22 protein-coding genes, 1 tRNA gene, 1 riboswitch and 1 other annotated feature are annotated in these 21,870 nt (G+C 29.1%); of the genes, 11 read left to right on the plus strand and 12 right to left on the minus strand.

All coding sequences use genetic code 11. The features are described 5' to 3' along the window. Window positions 1-35: 35 nt before the first annotated feature. The 4 genes from CKL_RS17475 to CKL_RS17490 all read right to left on the minus strand — a co-directional run bounded on the left by CKL_RS17475 (window position 36) and on the right by CKL_RS17490 (window position 3,035). Entirely contained in the window at window positions 36-686 is a 651-nt protein-coding gene (locus CKL_RS17475) for a hypothetical protein (RefSeq protein WP_012103912.1), read from the minus strand. Between the two features lie 89 nt (window positions 687-775). Beyond that, a complete protein-coding gene (locus tag CKL_RS17480) occupies window positions 776-1,666 on the minus strand; it encodes a YegS/Rv2252/BmrU family lipid kinase (protein ID WP_012103913.1) in 891 nt (296 codons plus the stop codon). A gap of 213 nt (window positions 1,667-1,879) precedes the next feature. Beyond that, entirely contained in the window at window positions 1,880-2,305 is a 426-nt protein-coding gene (locus CKL_RS17485) for a CBS domain-containing protein (protein ID WP_012103914.1), read from the minus strand. 61 nt (window positions 2,306-2,366) lie between these two features. Further along, complete coding sequence (locus tag CKL_RS17490) at window positions 2,367-3,035, minus strand: TVP38/TMEM64 family protein (RefSeq protein ID WP_012103915.1); 669 nt, start codon at window positions 3,033-3,035, stop codon at window positions 2,367-2,369. Between the two features lie 209 nt (window positions 3,036-3,244). On the opposite strand from CKL_RS17490, the gene pssA reads away from it, so the two are divergent. Then, window positions 3,245-3,766 (plus strand): CDP-diacylglycerol--serine O-phosphatidyltransferase, encoded by a 522-nt coding sequence (gene pssA / locus CKL_RS17495; RefSeq protein ID WP_012103916.1) that lies wholly within the window; start codon window positions 3,245-3,247, stop codon window positions 3,764-3,766. Between the two features lie 63 nt (window positions 3,767-3,829). Here the strand turns inward: pssA and CKL_RS17500 are convergent, their stop codons facing one another. From CKL_RS17500 to CKL_RS17510, 3 genes are all read right to left on the minus strand, one after another. Further along, a complete protein-coding gene (locus CKL_RS17500) occupies window positions 3,830-4,207 on the minus strand; it encodes a hypothetical protein (protein ID WP_012103917.1) in 378 nt (125 codons plus the stop codon). Between the two features lie 231 nt (window positions 4,208-4,438). Beyond that, a complete protein-coding gene (locus CKL_RS17505) occupies window positions 4,439-5,752 on the minus strand; it encodes an acetyl-CoA hydrolase/transferase family protein (RefSeq protein WP_012103918.1) in 1,314 nt (437 codons plus the stop codon). A gap of 351 nt (window positions 5,753-6,103) precedes the next feature. Further along, complete coding sequence (locus CKL_RS17510; RefSeq protein ID WP_172634802.1) at window positions 6,104-7,750, minus strand: nucleoside kinase; 1,647 nt, start codon at window positions 7,748-7,750, stop codon at window positions 6,104-6,106. A 195-nt stretch (window positions 7,751-7,945) separates the two neighbouring features. Between CKL_RS17510 and CKL_RS17515 the strand changes: the two genes are divergently transcribed. The 9 genes from CKL_RS17515 (at window position 7,946) to leuS (ending at window position 16,191) form a co-directional block, all read left to right on the plus strand. Beyond that, window positions 7,946-8,626, plus strand: coding sequence for a DUF421 domain-containing protein (locus tag CKL_RS17515; protein WP_012103920.1), 681 nt, complete (start codon window positions 7,946-7,948; stop codon window positions 8,624-8,626). An 11-nt stretch (window positions 8,627-8,637) separates the two neighbouring features. Continuing rightward, window positions 8,638-9,018 carry a DUF4363 family protein gene (locus tag CKL_RS17520; RefSeq protein WP_012103921.1) on the plus strand — a complete coding sequence of 127 codons (381 nt, stop codon included), beginning with the start codon at window positions 8,638-8,640 and terminating at the stop codon, window positions 9,016-9,018. 387 nt (window positions 9,019-9,405) lie between these two features. Next, window positions 9,406-10,347 (plus strand): class II fructose-1,6-bisphosphate aldolase, encoded by a 942-nt coding sequence (gene fba / locus CKL_RS17525; protein WP_012103922.1) that lies wholly within the window; start codon window positions 9,406-9,408, stop codon window positions 10,345-10,347. A 216-nt stretch (window positions 10,348-10,563) separates the two neighbouring features. Continuing rightward, a complete protein-coding gene (locus CKL_RS17530; RefSeq protein WP_012103923.1) occupies window positions 10,564-11,103 on the plus strand; it encodes a class IV adenylate cyclase in 540 nt (179 codons plus the stop codon). 9 nt (window positions 11,104-11,112) lie between these two features. Beyond that, complete coding sequence (locus CKL_RS17535) at window positions 11,113-11,994, plus strand: DUF5685 family protein (RefSeq protein ID WP_012103924.1); 882 nt, start codon at window positions 11,113-11,115, stop codon at window positions 11,992-11,994. After that, window positions 11,978-12,565, plus strand: coding sequence for a J domain-containing protein (locus CKL_RS17540; protein ID WP_012103925.1), 588 nt, complete (start codon window positions 11,978-11,980; stop codon window positions 12,563-12,565). Before CKL_RS17535 ends, CKL_RS17540 begins: the two co-directional genes overlap by 17 nt. A 26-nt stretch (window positions 12,566-12,591) precedes the next feature. Beyond that, window positions 12,592-13,110 carry a hypothetical protein gene (locus CKL_RS17545; protein ID WP_012103926.1) on the plus strand — a complete coding sequence of 173 codons (519 nt, stop codon included), beginning with the start codon at window positions 12,592-12,594 and terminating at the stop codon, window positions 13,108-13,110. Window positions 13,111-13,189: 79 nt separating this feature from the next. Next, a tRNA-Gln gene (locus CKL_RS17550) sits at window positions 13,190-13,264 on the plus strand. A gap of 119 nt (window positions 13,265-13,383) precedes the next feature. Beyond that, window positions 13,384-13,593: a binding site (T-box leader), on the plus strand. A gap of 162 nt (window positions 13,594-13,755) precedes the next feature. Beyond that, window positions 13,756-16,191, plus strand: coding sequence for a leucine--tRNA ligase (gene leuS / locus CKL_RS17555; RefSeq protein WP_012103927.1), 2,436 nt, complete (start codon window positions 13,756-13,758; stop codon window positions 16,189-16,191). A gap of 31 nt (window positions 16,192-16,222) precedes the next feature. On the opposite strand, the gene yjbM is transcribed toward leuS, so the two are convergent. Then, window positions 16,223-17,014: a GTP diphosphokinase gene (yjbM, locus tag CKL_RS17560; protein WP_012103928.1), complete on the minus strand. Its 792-nt coding sequence runs from the start codon at window positions 17,012-17,014 to the stop codon at window positions 16,223-16,225. A gap of 119 nt (window positions 17,015-17,133) precedes the next feature. Between yjbM and CKL_RS17565 the strand changes: the two genes are divergently transcribed. Next, complete coding sequence (locus tag CKL_RS17565) at window positions 17,134-17,946, plus strand: DUF2225 domain-containing protein (protein WP_012103929.1); 813 nt, start codon at window positions 17,134-17,136, stop codon at window positions 17,944-17,946. Between the two features lie 80 nt (window positions 17,947-18,026). Here CKL_RS17565 and CKL_RS17570 read toward each other — a convergent pair whose 3' ends face one another. From CKL_RS17570 to CKL_RS17585, 4 genes are all read right to left on the minus strand, one after another. After that, on the minus strand, window positions 18,027-18,713 hold the full coding sequence (locus CKL_RS17570; protein WP_012103930.1) for a metallophosphoesterase: 687 nt from the start codon (window positions 18,711-18,713) through the stop codon (window positions 18,027-18,029). A 4-nt stretch (window positions 18,714-18,717) separates the two neighbouring features. After that, a complete protein-coding gene (locus CKL_RS17575; RefSeq protein ID WP_012103931.1) occupies window positions 18,718-18,984 on the minus strand; it encodes an EscU/YscU/HrcU family type III secretion system export apparatus switch protein in 267 nt (88 codons plus the stop codon). A gap of 43 nt (window positions 18,985-19,027) precedes the next feature. Then, a complete protein-coding gene (locus CKL_RS17580; protein WP_012620986.1) occupies window positions 19,028-20,707 on the minus strand; it encodes a hypothetical protein in 1,680 nt (559 codons plus the stop codon). 123 nt (window positions 20,708-20,830) lie between these two features. After that, on the minus strand, window positions 20,831-21,457 hold the full coding sequence (locus CKL_RS17585) for an ECF transporter S component (protein WP_012103933.1): 627 nt from the start codon (window positions 21,455-21,457) through the stop codon (window positions 20,831-20,833). Window positions 21,458-21,696: 239 nt separating this feature from the next. Next, window positions 21,697-21,815: riboswitch (FMN riboswitch) on the minus strand. Window positions 21,816-21,870 lie beyond the last annotated feature (55 nt).

Genomic DNA, 21,870 nt, shown 5'->3' on the forward strand with positions numbered 1-21,870 from the left:
TATAACTTCAATTATCTTAAAAAACAAATATTAATTTAATTAAGTATTGCATTCTTCTTAACTTTATTCAATGCATAAATTAATGCTAGAATCCAAAATATATCTCCAACTATATTTTCTGCTAAAATTCTTACGCCTACAATCCATAATATAGATTCTATTACAGTTACAGAAGCTGCTGTCAATACCAAATATATGCCTAATCCACTGCTGTTTTTCTTATTAACAAACCCTATAACAAAGAATATTATTAAAGTATTAAATACTATGTATGTCCAATATATATATATATGCTGTGAAAAAACTAACGTGTATACAGATTCTTCTACACTCTGTAATACAGTATTACAATTATACATAATAAAAGCATACATCAAAGTCAAAACTATGGATATTATAAATATATAATAAAATTTAATATTATTTTTTCTTATAAAAATATATAATATAGTGAACGCCATTATAGGAATTGCAATCAAATTTAAAAAAAAAGGAATTTTAAGCACATATAAATATTCCATATTGGTAGCAAAAAGCATAATGAATATTGAAATATATCTAAATATCATAGCTGTAATAACAATAAAACTTATTGCTTTTATTTTATAAGGCAAGAACTTAATCCAGGTCAATCCCTGAATTAGCAATAAAAATATAATAGGTAATAGAAAAATATAAATTGCCATGGGTCCTCCTTGTTCTTAGTAGTATCCTAAATTATATTTATTATTATTACCCTATTCATATTACTATTTTAAGTAAAAACTTATTCAAATTATAATTTCTCCTGTATTCCCAAAACTTCTAATCCACCTTTTATACACTCTACCATAAGTGGAAAATCCGGTCCCCTTTCTCCATCTATATCCGTTACTATACCTTCATCACAATATATTTCTATTTTATTTGACTTAAAATATAAAAGACCTGATGTATTTTCCAGATGATCTCCTCTCAACATTTTTATAAAGAGGGCAATAGTATCTTTTATCATTCCTGCCTTTATTATAATTATGTCTAAAAGTCCATCATCTATTTCAGCTTTATATGCAAATTTAAGATTACCTGCTGTCTGACCATTAAATATGAGCATCAGATACATATTCCCATCAAAAACCGCATTCTCAGATTTTACTCTTACTTTCAATTTTCTAAGATTAGTAAGCTGTTCTAATCCCTTTACGTAATAGGCCAGCTTTCCAATTGTATTTTTTAAATTTACATCTGTTTTTTGAGATACATCTGTAAACAAACCTGTACTAGCTACATTTATAAAATACTTATCATTTACTTTTCCTAAATCCAACTTTTTAGGAATGCTATTTACTATTTGTTCACAGGCCTCTTCAATATTTTCTGACATACCTATAAATTTAGCAAAATCATTAGCGGTGCCCACAGGAAGTATAGCTATAGGTATATTTATATTTAATCTTTTCATGTGGTTTACAGCGGTATCTACTGTTCCATCTCCTCCAGCCACCAATATATATTTATAGCTTTTATCTATGTCTTTAAAAGCTTCTTTCATATCAAATTCAAAACTAACTCTAAAAGGTATTATTTGATATCCATATTTTTGATGTATTCTAATAACGTTTTCTATATTATATACTATAGTTTTTTCGCCAGAATACGGATTATAAATAAATTTTACTTTATTCATATTGAACTCTCCTAAATGATCAAGTTTCTAACTAAATTTCAAAATTATAATTATTATTTCTAGAACTCTAGTCTAAATATTAAAATTTAGGCTCTATAACTAAAATAAAACTTTATTGTTAAATATATGACGTAACATAATTATATCACCATGAATAATAAATCCACAAGATTAGTTGTAATTCTTGTGGATTTATTTACAAATTGTTAATCTCTAAAATTGTGAATTATCTGGCTGAGATATACTGCTTAAAGCATCTCCAGCCTGACTATTAGATTTAGGATTTACTGCCAGATCACCTAGAGATACTATACCAACCACATTATTATTTTCTACTACCGGAACCCTTCTTATCTGCCTTTCACTCATTATCCTAGAAACATCTTTAACATCCATATCTGGGGATGCTGTTACTGGATTTGACGACATAATATCCCTTACTGTTTTAGAATTAGAAGCTTTATTTCCCATGGCTCTTATAGATATATCTCTATCTGTTAAAATTCCTATAATTTTTCCTTGTTGACATACTGGCAGAGAACCTATATTGTTCTCCATCATAACTTGTGCTGCCTTGTCTATAGTATCATCAGGATTTAAACTAGCTACCGACTTAGTCATTACATTTTCAACCTTCATTATAACACCTCTTTAAATTTTGGATTTCAAAAATTATTATTTCCTAATTTAAAGAGCTATATTACTTATAAATACTGGTACTTTTATGCTTTTTGTATATGTAAATTGAGCTGAAAGCTATAATAAACAAAATTATTACAGGTATTATAAATTTAAGGGAAAAAGGACTTTCCAGATGTTTTCCCATTAAAGAATAAGCTATAATTTCCGGGAAAACTCCTATTAAAGTTCCTAAAATAAAATCTTTATATTTAATTTTTGTAAGTCCTGCACTATAACTTAAAGGATCATATGGAAATATAAAACACAGTCTCATCATAGTCATAATTTTAAAACCATATTTCTCTATATTTTTATTTAACTTTAAAGCCTTTCCTTTCAAATACTTGTCTACAAATGAACGTCCTAGAAACCTAGCTAAAAAGAAAGCTATTGTGGCAGAACCAAAACACCCAATCATACTCAATAACACGGCTACATAATAATTAAAAATATTCCCTGCAATAATGGACATTAAAGATGCAGGTATTACAAATACTACAGGCCTTAACATATAAATCAAAAGAAAAATTAAAACCGAGAGCCTTCCATAACTTTGTATATAAATTTTAATATTTTCTATATTTACACAATGCAAATGCTTTTTATATTTGAATATCACAACTGTAATTAATATAATTAACAAAATATTTACTGTATATTTTAAAATACTTTTTTTATTATATATCATAAATTTTTAACTATCCTTCTAACAAAAATTAATCTTAATGGAACTGCATTATTTTTGTAAATAATGTCAATATGTATGTATATAAATATACTATATATTATATTTTACTTAACTAATTTATTAAAATGGGTTATAATTAGCTTATGTAATTATATACTTTTTACTCATTTAAAACAATAAAATATTTTTTATTTTAAGGAGTGATTACAATGGCTAAAATAGCCAAAAGTTCTGTGCCTAATGTATTCACATTTACTAATCTTAGTTGTGGTGTAATGTCTTTAATGATGTCTTTTGAAGAAAATTATATATGGGCTGGTGTATTTATATTACTTGCATGTTTAGCCGATAGATACGATGGACGAATTGCCCGATTTTTGAAGGTTTCTAGTAATTTAGGTAAAGAATTAGATTCTCTTGCGGATCTGGTTTCATTCGGTGTGGCCCCTTCAGTACTGGTTTTTAATATTTACAATTTTTCACAATTGGGACTAATAGGGTATTTATTAGTGCTATTGTTACCAATATCTGGTGCTTATAGATTGGCAAGATTTAATGTTACTGATTTTGATGGGGAATTTTTAGGTATTCCTATAACTTTTACAGGTATGTTTATATCCCTCTATTGTCTACTTACTTTAAATCACCCTCTCCCTTCTGAAATTACAATTTTACTTATTGTAGCACTTTCTTACCTTATGATATCCAATTATAAATTTAAAAAAGTTTAATATCATAAAAAGATATATACCTTATATTATTCTATATAAAAGATTAGGCGAAACACTCTATGCCTAATCTTCCTTTATATCATCACCATCGTCACTATCTTCCAAATCATCTAAGCTATTCAAAAACAGCTCCTCATTTATTTCAGTTTCTATGTACTCAACCATCATCTTTCCCTTCATAATTTCATCTCTCATTTTACAATACTCCACATATCCTCCTGTAGATTTTTCCAATGTATTTAACACTTTATCAATTATATCACCCACCTTATTTGCTCTATGCAGTGCATCTTTAATATCTTTTTTATGAGATACCGCCATAGAATTCATCTCTCCAGCACCTCCTATAAGCAGTCTATAGTTATTTGATAATTTAGATAATAAATCTGTCAGATTATTTATATCACAATAATACTCCTCCATTAATTTTCTATGAGACACATTTATCACCCTATCTTAAATTTATCATATAATAATTTATCCAAGCATTGTAATTAACTTATATTTTCTAATGTATATCATCTATATTACTATATTACTATTTAATAAAAATCATGCTAACAAAGGGAGAAATTTTCAATACTATATAACAAAATAAAAAACACATTAAACTATTAAATATAAAATTCCATAATTTAATGTGTTTTATAATAATATTATTTTTAATAAATCTTAAAGCTTACAACTGAATCTTTTTTCAAATTGAGCTGTTAATTCTTCCCTAAATTTAGGATGTGCAATTTTTATAAGCTCCTTAGCTCTTTCTCTTATGGATTTGCCCTTGAGAAGTGCAATACCATATTCTGTAACAACATATTGAACATCATATCTTGAAGTAGTAACCCCCGCTCCTTCAGTTAAAATAGGAACTATTCTTGAAATTTTGCCGCCAGCTGCAGTAGATGGTATAGCAAGAATTGATTTTCCTCCATCAGCCATGCTAGCTCCTCTCATGTAATCAACTTGTCCACCTACACCGCTTATTTGTTTAAATCCTACACTTTCAGCACACACTTGTCCTGTGAAATCCACTTCTACACAGGAGTTTATACATACCATCTTAGAATTTTGCATAATAACCTTAGGATCATTTACATAATCTACAGGGTATCCTTCTACCATAGGATTATCATTTATGAAATCATATAATTTCTTAGTTCCCATTAAGAATGTAATAATTATTTTTCCTGGATGAAGGGACTTTTTCTTATTTGTAATTACCCCTGCTTCAACTAATTCAACAACACCATCGGATATCATTTCTGAATGTATACCCAAATCCTTTTTATCCTTCAAGAATAAAAGTACTGCATCTGGAATAGCTCCTATTCCAAGCTGAAGTGTAGAACCATCTTCTACAAGAGATGCACAGTATTTTCCTATTGTCTTCTCTACTTCTCCTATTTTAGGAGGAGTCAATTCTAGAATTGGACGTGAACTTTCTACTATGTAATCCATATCAGAAATGTGTATAAAATTGTCTCCTAAAACTCTTGGCATCTGATCGTTTACTTCTGCAATTATAAGCTTTGCAGACTGTACCATTGCCTGTGAATAATCGGTTGATACTCCAAAGCTACAGTATCCATGGCTATCAGGCTTACTTACTTGAATAAAAGCTACATCTGCATTTATATACTTTTGTTTTAATAATTTTGGTATTTCATAAAAAAAGCATGGAGTATAATCTGTTCTATTACAATTAACTGCTTCCTTTGTACCTCCACTTACAAAGAAAGTATTTCCATGAATATACTTTTCTGATTCCGGATCAGTATATATATCATTTTTATAATTAAGTATAAGATTGTGTATCTTTACACTCTTATACTTTTCCTTATTTGCAGCCAAGGCATCTAAAAGTGTAAGAGATGCTCCACAAGCATTGCCTAAAATTATGCTATCTCCACAGCTTACTTTAGATACAGCTTCGTCTGCACTAACAATTTTACTTTTATAAAGATCCTGCCAATTTTTAAAAACCATTCTAAAAACCACCTTTCAAAATTTTTATTAATTAATTTTTAAATAAAAACACCTTCCTCATTTTATGGGCAGGTGAGAACATGGATATAATTACTTGTTAAAATAATAACAACACCTTGCAAAAAAATACCTGTTGAATTTTATAAAAATACATCATAAAGTGCCTATTATCTTATCATGAGTATAATATACATATTCTTAAAAGTCAATATATTTTTTATTTACTTAATTTATGACATATTGCAACCCACACAACTGTAAAAATGCATTTATTTCATAATTTAATTCTACAAAGTACTTATTTAAATTATACCACAATATGGACTAATTGTTACTATAAATTATACATTATTAACTATAAAAACAACTACCTCCTATAAATTCTCTTAAAATAGAATTGTCAGGAACAAATTTTAAATCTACAGATTTAAAAAAGTGCAAAAAACTTTTAAGTCTTAATGCCTCATAATATACAGGGCTGGAACTTTTTATTTTTGTTAATTCTTTCAATGCATAATTTTTCAATACACAGAGTTCATACACTAGCGTGGAATTAAACATAATATCCGCATTTTCCTGAAATACAAATATATTTTTTTCTTCTCCTCTTTTTATAGAGGACCACATTTTCAAAGTATCTTCTCCACTAAATGATCTATAAAAAGAATCCCTTACTATTCTTCTTATTATCCTCACGTCCGTAGTAGCTATTCTATTGTGATTGTCCACATTCAATTGTGTAAGAGCGCTTATATATATTTTAAACTTATTTTTTGCAGCTATTGAAGAAGTTAATATTTCATTCAGCCCATGTATTCCTTCAATTACAATCACGCCATTTTGTGGAAGTACTATTTGTTTTCCATTCCATACCCTTTTACCTTCTTTAAAATCAAAGGAGGGAATTTCAATTTCCTTACCCTTCATAAGAAATTCCAAGTGTTCATTAAAGAGTTTCAAGTCCAGAGCATATATGGATTCAAAATCATAATTACCATTTTCATCTTTAGGAGTATACTTTCTGTCTACAAAATAGTCATCCAAAGAAATTGGAACCGGTTTAATTCCATTTACTCTCAGCTGTATAGAAAGTCTTTTTGCAAAGGTAGTTTTCCCAGAGGAGCTTGGACCTGCAATTAATACAACCTTTATTTCACTTCTATCACATATCATATCTGCTATATATGCAATTTTTTTCTCATGGAGTGCTTCAGCTACCCTTATCATATCTATAATTTCATTGCTTTCTACTTTATCATTTAGAGAACCTACATTCCCTACATCTAGTATATTATCCCACTGCTTGGTTTCATAAAATATATTACTCAATTTTTTATATTCCAAAAATTCAGGCAGATTATAGGGATCTGACTCCACAGGATATCTAAGTATAAATCCTGGCTCATAATACATAATATCATATAGTTTTAATACACCTGTAGAAAATGCCATGGAACCATAAAAATAATCGTACCTTCCATCCAATTCATATAATTTTACTTTTTCTGCATTTATATGCTTTAAAAGCGTTATTTTATCTTCCATATGGTAACTTCTGAAAATTTCTATGGCTTCCTCTTTTTTCATCTCCACTTTTTTTATATACATATCTTTTTTTATTATTTCATCCATTTTATCCTTTATAAGTTTTATATCTTCCCTGGAAAGTGGTGTATTTTTATGAATCTCTCCAAATATGCCCTTACTTAGTGAATGCTCTATAACTACCCTAGCTTCCGGAAATAAATCGTATACAGCTTTAATAAGCACAAACTGAAGTGTCCTTATATAGGTCTTGTTACCCAATGGATCCTTTATATCCACAGTTTCAAATATCCCAGATTCCTGCAAGGAATTAGTAAATTCATAATACTTTCCATTTACTTTAGCTAATACTATAGGTATATGACAGATATCATAATTATCTTTAAATATTTTATATAGACTAGTTCCAAATGGAACTGATATATCTTTACCATTCAATTTTAATTTCAACATATCATTCTGTTCCCTGTGTAAAAAGGGTTTGATACATTTATCTTTTAATTGAATATCTTTATTACCCATATAAACTTCAACTCCTTAGTAATATATTATACTTCATATTTAATTATAATTGTGTTAATTTTACTTATAATTTTCTATATTAAATGTAAAAATATAATTAACTATAAATTTTAGAAGGTGATTTTTATGTTTACAATACTTTTTAGAACTATTGTCTTGTATTTACTGGTGGTTATATCCATGCGTCTCATGGGTAAAAAACAAATAGGTGAAATGGAACCTTTTGAACTGGCTATAGCAATAATGATATCAGAATTGGCCTCTCTTCCAATGCAAGATACCAGAGTTTCCATAATCCACGGAGTAATACCCATAATAACGCTTTTAATGATGCAGACTTTAATGGGCTTATGTCAGTTAAAAAGTGAAAAAATGAGATTACTTTTTAATGGAAGGCCCAGTATATTAATTGAAAAGGGAGAGTTAAATTTAAAAGAATTAAAAAATGAAAAATTTAATATGAATGATTTGATAGAAGAGCTTAGAATGCAAGGATATTATAATTTAGCTGATGTGGAATATGCCATACTTGAAACCAGCGGACAACTCTCAGTTATACCTAAAACAGAATCTGCTCCTGTAACTCGGGCAGATTTAAAGATAAAATCTACCCAGGATACCTTACCTATAACTTTGGTATTAGACGGAAAAGTAAATTCGAAAAACTTGATCAAAGCGGAAAAGACTGAGGATTGGCTATATAATATGCTGAAAAAAAATAGTATATCTTCTACAAAAGATATACTAATAGCTATTCTAGATGCAAAGGGAAAATTTTATTATCAATTAAAAGAAAAAAGTAACTAGGATGTGATTAAATGAAAAGCACAATAGTATCTTTCTCTATATTTATTTTAATGTTGTTTTCTATAATATTCTCCATAAAATATTTAAATACCGTCTGTATGAAATTACAAAATTTGAATACTAAAATAGAACAAACTCTTCAATCAAATAACTGGGAAGAATCCTATAGAAATTCTGAACATTTTATGTCAGAATGGAAAAAGTATTCATCTAAATTATCCATATTTTCAAACTATAATGAAATAGAGGATATCAATAATGAATTGTGGAAACTTATTCACCATATAACATACAAAAATAAGGAAGAGGCTTTAATCTCTGTAGATATAATAAAAAATTCAATTTACAGTATACTTCATATGCAGCAATTAAATATAGAGAATTTATTCTAGTAAATATATAATATTGATATTGTAGTAAAAATAAATTATTTATGATATACTATAATTGTATATGTTATATATTTATAGTATATTGTTTAATATATAGCATATACTTAATATCATGATAACCATAAATATCAAATTAAAAAAATTTTAAAGATTAGATTATGGAAAATACTAAATATTAATGTATAATGGAAATTAGTTGTTAACAGTATTAGCATTTAAAATAACATTAAGAATATATATTTTAAAAAAGGCATCTTGAAACAAATAAATAGTTGATATGAGAATCTATTTTACACAATAATGTTTAAAAATAGACTTATTATCTTGCAATTATTATTTACTCTCAGATACCTAAAATATTTTATTATTGAAAGGGTGGAATAAGAAATGGCATTAGTTACTACTAAAAAAATGTTTGAAAAGGCTTACAAAGGACATTACTCAATAGGTGCATTTAACATCAACAATATGGAAATAATTCAAGGGGTGGTAAATGGGGCTAAAGCTAAAAATTCTGCTGTTATCCTGCAATGTTCAGCAAGTGCAATGAAATATGCAGGACCAAAATATTTAAAGGCTATGGTAGATGCTGCTGTAGAGGATACTGGAATAGATATTGCCCTCCATTTAGATCATGGTCCAGATTTTGAAGCTGTAAAATTGTGTATAGAAACAGGCTTTACCTCTGTTATGTTTGATGGTTCACATTTAGATTATGAAGACAACGTATCTCAAACCAAACAAGTAGTAGAATATTCTCATTCTCACGGGGTAGTAGTAGAAGCAGAACTTGGTGTACTTGCAGGAATTGAAGATGAAGTATCTGCTTCAGATCATATATATACAGATCCAGAACAAGCTGTAGACTTTGTAAATAGAACAGGTGTAGATTCTCTAGCTATAGCCATAGGAACATCCCATGGAGCTTTTAAGTTTCCTCCAAACTTCAAACCTAAATTAAGATTTGATATATTAGAAAAAATACAGGAAAACCTTCCAAACTTTCCTATAGTTCTCCATGGAGCTTCAGCTGTAGATCCTAAAGCTGTGGAAACTTGTAATAAATATGGTGGAAACATAGCTGATGCCAAAGGAATCCCTATAGATATGCTTAGAAAAGCTTCCAGTATGGCTGTATGTAAAATAAATATGGATACAGACCTTAGGTTGAGCATGACTGCTGCTATAAGGAAAACTTTTGGAGATAGTCCAAAGGTTTTCGATCCAAGAAAGTATTTAGGTGCCGGAAGAGATGCTATTCAAAAAGTTGTTGAAGATAAAATAGACAATGTTTTAGGCTCATCCAATTCCTTAGAAGAACTTATCTAGGCACGTTAGCCACGCTTATCCCCCCACTTTGAAGAAGATGGGAATATTAGCTGATTGCCGCGTTTGGATAAAAATTATATTATGGAACTTTCCTAAATTGAGGAAAGTTCTTTATTTTTATTCGAACACTATCATTTTATTTTATTAAATTAATTATGCTAACTCACTTTTATGGTATAATGCAAAATAAGTAGTTTTGTAAATGGAGTGAATTTTATGAAGGAGTATGAAACACGAATAATACAAATAGACCCTGAGGATATACGAAATAAATTAAAAGCAGTTAATGCTTTAAAGGTTAAAATGGAGAATCAGATAAATGAAATATATGATTTTGAAAATGGGTTTTTAATAAAGAATAAAGGATATGCTAGAATAAGAGTTATAGAAGATTTAATACATAATTCTACTCATTGTTATATGACTACTAAAATACTTTTGAGCCAGGGAAAATATAAAGTAATGGAAGAAAATGAAACAGAAATATTGAATAGGGAAGCAGGAAAAAATATTTTTCAAACACTGGGATTAAAATTATTGCAATCTATAAAAAAATACAGAGAAAGTTACAAATACAAACATAGTTTAATTGAAATAGATATAAATGAAAAATCTTTTTGTCCATTTCCCTATTTAGAGATAGAATCAACAAATGACCAGGAACTCTATGAAATAGTAAATTTACTTGGCTATTCTTTAGGGGACACCACCTCTGAAACCATATATGAAATATTGGGCAGAAATAAAAAAAGATAGGAAAATTATATGTTTGGTTATGTAACCCCATGCAAAATGGAACTTAAAATGAAAGATTATGAAAAATTCAAAGCCTATTATTGTGGGCTATGTATATCCATAAAAAACAATATAGGAAATATACCTAGGGTTTCTTTGAACTATGATATGACTTTTTTAGCTCTACTTTTAGATTCATTAGAATGTGACAATCAAGTTTATATGAAAAAACGCTGTTTATTCCATCCTGCAAATAAAAAAATTATTCTAAAAGATAACGCTCCTTTAAAATATGCAGCTTTTTGTAATATATCTCTAAGCTATTTTAAAGTTCTAGATGATGTTTATGATGAGAATTCTTTAAAGGGCAGAATAATGTATTTATGCTTAAAAAGGTATTTAAGTAATATGCCTGACAACTTTAAAAGTATTTTTGAAAATATAAAAAATAAACTTGAAAACTTATATACACTAGAAAAAAGTTCCCAAAGTATGTCCATAGATGCTTTATCCCATCCTTTTGGAGACCTTACAGGATTTATACTAAAATCTTATAACAATTATAATGCTTCCGTTGGAGACTTGTATTTACTTGGATATAATCTAGGAAAATGGATATATATTATAGATGCATTTGATGATTTAAAAAAGGATATGCAGAAAAATAAATTTAATGCCATAAATGTCTGCTTTAATGATAAAGATCTTTGTTATGAAAATTTTATAATAGAAATAATGCCTAGAATAGATTTTATTTTAGGAACTTGTGCAGCACAATGCACAAATATTTTTAACAGGCTTCCCATAAAAAAAAATAAAGAATTAATTTATAATATACTACAATATGGACTTTTAGATAAAATGGATAGAGTATTTAAAAGGGGTGTTTACAAAAATGAAAAATCCATATGAAATACTAGAAATAAATGAAAATGCTTCACAAGAGGAAATAAAAAAAGCCTATAGAACTCTTGCAAAAAGATATCATCCTGATCAATATGGCAATAATCCACTTAAAGATTTAGCAGAAGATAAAATGAGAGAAATAAATGAGGCTTACGATTATTTAATGAAGAACCCATCAAAAGGTACATATGATAGCAGGAGTGATAATGCTTACAGCGGCTCTAACTCTTCGATTTATCAATCTGTAGAAAATGATATTTATAATGGTAATATTAGAAATGCGGAATCAGTACTTATGGGAATCAAGACAAGAGATGCTCAGTGGCATTATCTTATGGGAATTTTAAATATGAGAAGAGCCTGGTATAATGATGCTTATAATAATTTGACTACGGCTTGTAGTCTTGATCCCAACAACTTTAAATATCAAAATGCGCTCAACAAGCTCAGAGGAATGAATAATTCCTATAGACAGCCTTATTACGATACTAGAAGAAGAGATGATATATGCAATATTTGTGCTACCTTATATTGTCTTGACTGTCTTTGTGATTGTGGTGATTGCGGGGGCTGTTAATATTTAAAGAAAGGATGGATTTTAGTATGGCTAAAATTTCTAGTAATTCCTCTTATATTGCCAAGGGAGGCCTATTGACTGCCATAGGCGTTATTTTAGTGTACTTAAGTGGGATAGTTCCTTTAAATAAAACTTATTTACTGAGCCTGTCTTCACTTGTTATCCCCTTAGCTGTAATAATTACAAATGAAAAAATTGCCTTTACAATTTATATTTCAACTGCCTTATTATCTCTCTTAATATGTGGATTAAAGGGAACAGTATTATCCTATGTGGTATTTTTCGGTCTTTATGGACTTATTAAATACTATATAGAAAAAATAAGAAAACTACCTATTGAAATCATATTAAAACTATTATTTTTTAATTTATGTTTATTAATACTATTCTTGTTATATAGTTTGTTTTTTCCTGAACTTTTAAAAATAAAATTTAATTTATATTTAATTATAGTAGGAATACAAATAGTATTTTTAATATACGATTATTTATTAACATTGTTTATAAATTACACTAATAAATATATACTAAAAGCCCTAAAATAAATTGTACTTTATTAAAATGAAACTATTGACATATAAATTTAGGATGATATAATATTTAGTGTTGAGATTCACATAATATTGCCCATTCGCCAAATGGTAAGGCACCTGTCTCTGGAACAGGCATCTGTTGGTTCGAATCCAGCATGGGCAGCCAAAGAGAACTCTTGTTTTACGGGTTCTCTTTTAAAATAATTTTAAAATTATAATTTACTTTATTTAAGGGTAGCTCTTGACAAAAAGTCAATTACTATTATAAAATGTAAAATAATTCAATACTTAGCTTTGAAGAAGGAATAGTAGTATTTATATCACCAAAGAGAACTGTTGCAGGGTGAAAAACAGCGTGAATAGAATATGAACTCACCTTAAGAGCTTTATCTGAAAAAATCAGATACGGTAAAAACCGTTATTTATTTTGAGTGAAATCAATTTTATTGATTTAATTAGAGTGGTACCGCGGAAAGTAGTCTTTTCGTCTCTTACAATACTAAGAGATGAAAAGCTTTTTTTATATTCTAAAACTATACTGAAATAAAAAAATGTGGAAGTCTAAATTAAAATTATTTAAAACTTACTGTTTCTTATCTGATTTAATTTATCAGATCTCTTTAATCTATAAAAACATAAGTAAAAGGAGAAGATATTATGTACAGTACTAAAACAGATAAAAAATGGCAACAAAAATGGGATCAAACAAATATTTATACATTTGACGAAAAAAAATCAAGCAAAAAATTATATACTCTAGAGATGTTCTCTTATCCTTCCGGCAGTAATTTACATGCAGGTCACTGGTTTAACTATGCACCTGTAGATTCTTGGGCCAGAATGAAAAGAATGCAAGGATATAATGTATTCCAGCCCATGGGATTTGATGCTTTCGGTCTTCCTGCTGAAAACTATGCCATAAAGACTGGAATTCATCCAAAAGATTCTACTGAAAAGAATATTGATACCATGGAAAAACAGCTTAAATCCATGGGAGCTATGTTCAATTGGGAGAATGAGGTAGTTACCTGCCGCCCTGATTACTATAAATGGAATCAATGGCTATTTCTCCAATTATATAAACACGACTTGGCCTATAGGAAAAATGCCCCTGTAAATTGGTGTCCCAGCTGTAATACAGTACTTGCCAATGAACAAGTAAAAGAAGGTGAATGTGAACGCTGTGGTACGGAAGTTACAAAAAAGGATCTAACACAATGGTTTTTTAAAATAACAGATTACACTGAAGAATTGCTTAAAGACCTTGATAATATAGATTGGCCGGAAAAGACAAAAGCTATGCAAAGACACTGGATGGGTAAATCCACAGGTACAGATGTAACTTTTAAAGTAGCGGATTCTGATATAAAATTCAATGTATTTACCACTCGAGTGGATACATTGTTTGGTGTTACCTATGTAGTCATATCCCCTGAAAATGATTTAGTGGATAGTGTCACTAAAGAAGAATATAAAGAAGAAATTGAAAAATATAGAGAAGCTGCTAAAAAGCAGACCGACATTGAAAGACAATCAATTACCAGAGAAAAAACAGGTGTATCTACGGGTTCCTACGCTATAAATCCTATAAACGGAAGAAAAGTACCTATATGGATAGGAGATTATGTATTAAACACCTACGGTACAGGTGCTGTAATGGCAGTTCCTGCTCATGACGAAAGGGATTTTGAATTTGCCACAAAATACAAATTACCTATTGAAAGAGTTATAGAAGGAGGTTCTTCCTTACCTTATGTAGAATACGGAAAGATGATAAATAGTGATAAATTCAATGGATTATATACTCCAGAAGGTAAAGAAGCTGTGACCAAGGAACTAGAAAACATTGGATTAGGTTCTGGAAAAACAAATTATAGATTAAGAGACTGGCTTGTATCAAGACAAAGATACTGGGGAACACCTATACCTATAATATACTGTAAAAAATGCGGTACAGTCCCAGTACCAGAAAGTGATTTACCAGTTGAACTTCCTTATAATGTACAATTTTCTCCTGATGGAAAATCTCCCCTTCTAAAATCAGAAGAGTTTATGAATACTACGTGCCCTATTTGCGGTGAACCTGCCAAAAGAGAGGCTGATACATTAGATACATTTGTGTGTTCCTCCTGGTATTACTTAAGATATGCCGATAATAAGAATACAGAAAAAGCCTTTGACAAGGATAAGATAAATAAACTACTTCCTGTAGATATGTATGTAGGTGGTCCTGAACACGCATGTATGCACCTTTTGTATGCTAGATTTATCACTAAAGCACTTAGAGACATGGGTTTTTTAAATTTCGATGAACCTTTTCTATCTTTAAGACATCAAGGACTGATACTTGGACCTGATGGTCAAAAAATGAGCAAGTCCAAAGGCAATACCATATCTCCAGATGACTGCATACAAAAATATGGTTCAGATGTATTTAGAATGTACTTAATGTTCGGATTTGACTATGCCGAGGGTGGTGCCTGGAACGATGACGGTATTAAATCCATGAGTAAATTTGTAGATAGAATTGAAAGAATTGTAGGAAATATAAAAGAACTTATAAATAGTGGTAAGAACTTTAAAAATTCAATGGATGCTGCAGAAAAAGAATTAAATTACTCAAGAAATTATTCAATAAAATCCGTATCAGAAGATGCAGGAAAATTTCAATTCAACACAGCTATTGCTAGAATTATGGAATTTACAAATTCACTTTATAAATATATTCAGGAGGATACTAAAAATATATCCCTTTTAAAAGATACTATACTTGATTTTATAAAGATAATAGCTCCTTTTGCACCTCACTTTGCAGAGGAACAATGGGAGGTATTAGGACAAAAATATTCTATATTTAATGAGAAATGGCCTGAATTTGACCCTAAGGCTTTAGTAAAAGAAGAAGTAGAAATAGCCATTCAAATAAACGGTAAAATTAAGGCTAAAATAAATATACCTACAAATTTAAGTGATGAACAAATAAAAGAGTTATCCATATCCAATGATAATATTAAACCTTTATTAGAGGGAAAAAATATAAAGAAAGTTATAGTAGTAAAAGGAAGACTTGTAAATATAGTAGTTAAACCTTAACCACCAGTTCACTGGTGGTTTTCTTATTAATCTATTGTTTATAAATTTTAAGTAACTTTTCTGTAGCTCTTAACAAATTCACTAACTCAAATACTTCTCCCTCTTCAATTAATTTATTTAACTGTCCCTGATACCTTGTTGCTTCAACTAGCTTACCCATGGATGACAATGTCAATATATTATTCATTATATCAGAGACTAGATTGGATTTCACTTCAAATAATTTTTGGGCATCCTTTATCTCGTCTTTGATTTGAAGCATTTGCTCATCCAGCTGAAATGCAGCATCCGCGGCATTTTTAAGTTTTAATTTAATATGATCGGGAATGTCCTGCTTATATTTATAATTTAAGGAATGTTCTATAGTAGCCCAAAAATTCATGGCAAGTGTTCTTATCTGAAATTCTGCCAGTATTTCCATTTCTCCCTCTGCCATATTAACGGGATACTTAATTATTACATGATAACTTCTATAACCGCTTTCTTTTACATTATCTATATAATCTTTTTCATACATTATATTCATATCTTTTCTATTTCTTACTATCTTAACTACTTTATCTATGTCATCTACAAACTGACACATAATCCTTATACCTGCTATATCTTCTATTTCATATCTTATTCTATCAAGTGGTATATTGAACTTATTAGCTTTCTCTAATATACTCGATATCTCTTTTACCCTGCCTGTAACAAATTCTATTGGCGAATATTCATTCCTTCTTCTATATTCTTTTCGTATGCTTCTAAATTTCACTTTTAATTCTTCTACAGCTTGGTCATATGGTATTAAAAATGTTTTCCATTCCCCTATAGCCATATAAATCACCTCCAACAGAAAAGTATATAATAACATTATATCAAATATACCAAAAATATATGATTTTAATCCCCATGTTTGATATAATAATTATACTAATTAGTGGAGGTGATACAGACATGCTTGATAACACATTTTCAACTTCAGACACTTCAGAGAACAAGAATCAACTATATGATGAAGATAAGCAAAAGTTAATGCTTTATAATAAAAAGATAACTTGTCCTGTTTGTAGTACGGTATTTAATGCTAGAGCTATAAAAAAATCCTCATATAGAATATTAAAAAAAGATTCTGATTTTTTCATAAGATATTCAATTATAAATCCGTATTTTTATGATGTATGGGTATGTAATAGATGTGGCTATGCATCTATAAAAAACGACTTTGAACGTTTAAGTGATTTCGATGCAAACATAATAAGGATTGAAATTTCACCTAAATGGCACAGTAAAAATTACCCTGAAGTATATAATTTAAATTTAGCAATACAAAGATACAAACTATCCCTATTAAATTATGATATTATTAAAGCCAGATCCAGCAAAAAAGCAAATAATCTTATAAAACTGGCCTGGATGTTCCGCTTAAAAGAAGATAAAAAAAGTGAACTGGAGTATTTAAACTATGCCCTTGAAAACTTCAAAAACGCCTACTATAATGAGAATTTTCCCATATCTGGTATGGATATATTTACTACCATGTACCTCATAGGAGAACTCTGCAGACGTACCGGTAAAGAAGAGGAATCTTTAATATGGTTTGGACAAGTAATAACAGCTCCTACAGCACCACAAAAAATTAAAAATATGGCCCGAGATCAAAAGGATTTAATAAAACTCAATATAAAAGACACAAAATCTCAAGATAATTTAGGAGATGATTTAAAAGACAATAAAAAACAAAGTATTTTTTCTAAATTTCACAAATAACATTTAAATCTTACAGGTTAAATGCAAATTAAATTTGTTTTAAAAACATTTTAAGCTTGCAATATAGCCTGTAATTTACTTCATAGTACCCTTATTGGATTAAAATTTATATAATCCGCAGAAGTCAATATATACTCCACTCCATTTATAACTCCAGTTATGGATTTTGAAAGAGATTCTCCATGAAGGTGTCCATATATAACTTTTTCCACACCATACTTTTCAAACATACATTTAAAATCAGAATGCATAAACTTTTCTCCTATAGGGGGATAATGAATCATAGCTATAAATTTACTATATCCAGCTTTCACTGCGGAATTCAAAGAATTTTTCATTCTCAAAAGTTCTCTATTATATATTTTGTTATCATGAGTTGAAAAATTTTCACTTCCTGGACAAATCCATCCCCTAGTGCCACATATGGCATAATCTTCATACACAAAGAAATTATTTTGTATGAAATTCATATCTTTATACAAATTGTTTAATTTGGTAATACTGCTCCACCAATAATCATGATTTCCTTTTACTAGAATCTTTCTTCCAGTCAGATTATGAATCCACTCTAAATCACCAAATCCTGATTTTATATTCATAGACCAGGATATATCTCCAGCTACAAGTATTGTATCCTCCCCACTTATATTATCAATCCAATTTTTTTTTATTTTTACATCATGTTCTATCCAATTATATCCAAAAATACCCATGGGTTTATTTCCAGTTATATCTAAATGCAAGTCTGATATTGCAAATAGCGCCACATAATCACCCTCTATTTATATTTTCATCTATATCTATTACATAAGCTATTACTTTTGCCACTACATCATACAATTCAACAGGTATACTATCTCCTACATCTACATTACTTAGAAGATTAGTAAGTTCCCTGTCGTAAACTATAGGTACATTGCTCTCCCTTGCTTTATTCAATATGTTGTCTGCTATTTGTCCAATACCTGCTGCAGTAACCATAGGTGCTTCATATGTTGGCTCATACTTTAAAGCTACTGCTTTTTTCCTGTTTTTCATAACATTCTCCCTATTTATTTCTCAGATATTTTTGTCTCTTTCATCATGCCCTGGTATTTAACATTCCTATATCATTATCATCAAAAAATTCTCTACAAGTAGATATGGTCATCTCTTCTTTTTTTTCGTGAAATTCAATATCTATATTATACCCTATGTTTGATAAACTCTCTAGTATTGTTTCATATCCCTGTTTCATTAAGCTTACCCACTCCTTATTGCATTTAATATCTATATTCATATTGATATTATTCACCGTTAGATATGCATCCACTATTCCCATATTTTCAGTACTTATAGATGTTATTATCTTCACATTAGTTGCATCTATTTTTTTCCCTTTTTTTCTATCATCTTTAATCATAAGCTTGCACTGATAATCCATATCATTTAAATTTATAGGCAAATCCATATAATAATAAGAATTAGATATGGTGTTAAATAACTTAAAATCATTTACGCTGCTATTTAATTGAGAAATTATATTTTTAGAAAATTTATTTTCACTATCATTATTTTGTTCTAAAAATGTTCTTATTATATCTTTCATTTCATCTGTTTTCATATTTATCTGCTCTTTTATATGATTTACCATTTCATCCATATTACCTGCAATCACATTTAAATCTTTAGAAGTTCGAGACGTTGTTCCTTTTCCCTTCTCAAAATAGTTAAGTATATTATCTAATTTCCCTTTAATCACCTCTTCCTGTATATCTTTAGGACTAATATTTTTATTTATATCTAACGATTGGTTATTTTTAGTCTGTGATTTATCTTCACCATTGATACTTTTTATCTCCTCTGAGAATTCACTTGGTTTATCTATATTTTCTCTCATTATACTAGATTTTAAATCTGTATTTGTTTTTTCTCCATTTACATAAGTAACTTTTCCATCTGTATTTAAATTACCTACTATATTGTCTTGCTGTTTTTTATATATACCAGATTCTTTTGCATTTTCAGTATTTTCTATGCTCTTATAAGTTAATTCATCAGCTTTTAAAATACCCCCTAAATATTTTACTTCATTATATATAGTACCTTCATGTTTAAACACTTTATTAAAGCTTTTTATATTATCTTCATTTAATTCTATATTGTTTTCTAGTAGAATAAATAAATCTTCTTTACTTATATTTTTTAGTTCGCTAAAAAAATTTTTAAGGGTATCTTTTATAAAGTTTCCTTTTTGGCTGCCAGGATCTACATTTTTACTAAGCAAATAATTTTTTATGAATGTATCTTCCTCTGCAGAGTTTTCTTTTATTTTATTTATAAAATCTATAGTGGTTTTTATATTAGAAATATTCTCCTTGGTAAGCGGTATTCCACTTTTTACCATTTTCTCTATGATATCATAATCCTCACTGTTTAAGTTAAGGGAATTTTCTTTAATAAAAAGTCTTATGGAATCTTTACTTTGATTTTGCCCTTTTTCTTCTGCCGTGACAATTTTTAGTTTTAATTTATCATTTTCAAATCCTTCTACCTGAAGCCTTATAAGCTTATTTTCTACGATACTTTCAGGATTATCTATTTGGGCTGAAAATTTCCACCCATCTAAGAGTTTCAAAAGTATTTCTCCTGTATATTTATTTAAATTTAATACTCTAGCAGAAAATTTTTCTCCTATTTCAAAAGACAACTTTGCAGATATTTGTTTACTATTCATGTTATATACACTATTTACATTCCATATTCCCGCCAACTTAATCACCCTTTATAATTTATTAAAAATATCTCTTAATTGAAATTATCGTATACAATTACTGTTTTATAAAGTGAAAATACAATAAAAAAATCTGGAGACATGTCCCAGATTTTTAGTTACTATTTTATGCTAAATTTTTACTTTTTCAGAGTTCTTTATTTTATTATGTTCCTGCTTTAACAGAGGTGAAACACTCTTGTAAAGAACTAGTGTTAAAATGGTAAGAGCTATACCTTTTAACAAGTTAAATGGAACAATAGCCAGTAATACAAATGTATTCAAATCCGTTATGCTGCTATTTATTTTCGCTGCCATATCCACCATTGCACTTATAGGAAAATTAAGTGCTCTTTCATAAAGTGGAAGCAATATGAAATAATTCAAAAGTCCCGCTGCTATTGACATTGCGATAGTGGCTGCCCCTAAACTTATCACTGCCACCTTTCTGGTCTTATGCCTGTTATATATATACCCCGCTGTAAAAACTAAAACAGAACCTACTGCAAAGTTTGCAAGTTCTCCTACAAATGCAGTTTTTCCATTGAATATTCCATGAAGTACATTTTTCAAAAACTCTATGGCAATTCCAGCTCCAGGTCCTAATGCAAAAGTTCCAATTAAAGCCGGCAAATCGCTTATATCCATTTTTAAAAATGTCGGAAATATAGGAATTGCAACTTCTATGAACATAAATAAAAATCCTATTACACCTAACAATGATACCTTCACTAATCTGTTTAATTTACTACTGTTCATTTTAAATACCCTCCTAAAATATTAAGTATAATCTCCTAGGTGAATAATCAAGTGATTCTTAGGTTCAGATGGAGTTTGCTCATGAGTAATACTTTTTCTCCATCTGAAGCTTAGAAGAACTTATCCAGGGGCGTAACAATGCTTATCCCTCACTTTGAAGAAGATGGGGTGTTAGCAATGATAGCCTTCGGATAAAATAAAAAAACCCGGCAAAAACACCAGGGCTAATAAACATATTATTCTATCTTCTCCCATCCAGACTTTACTGTCGGCTTCAGAATTTCACTGAATCATGCTGAACACGCAGCTCGCGGGCTATACCGCCGGTGGGGAATTTCACCCCGCCCTGAAGATTATATTTTAATTTTTATAGGTTCATTATAATACTTTTAACGACAAAATTCAATACATTG

The sequence above is a fragment of the Clostridium kluyveri DSM 555 genome (assembly GCF_000016505.1).
Lineage (GTDB): Bacteria > Bacillota > Clostridia > Clostridiales > Clostridiaceae > Clostridium_B > Clostridium_B kluyveri.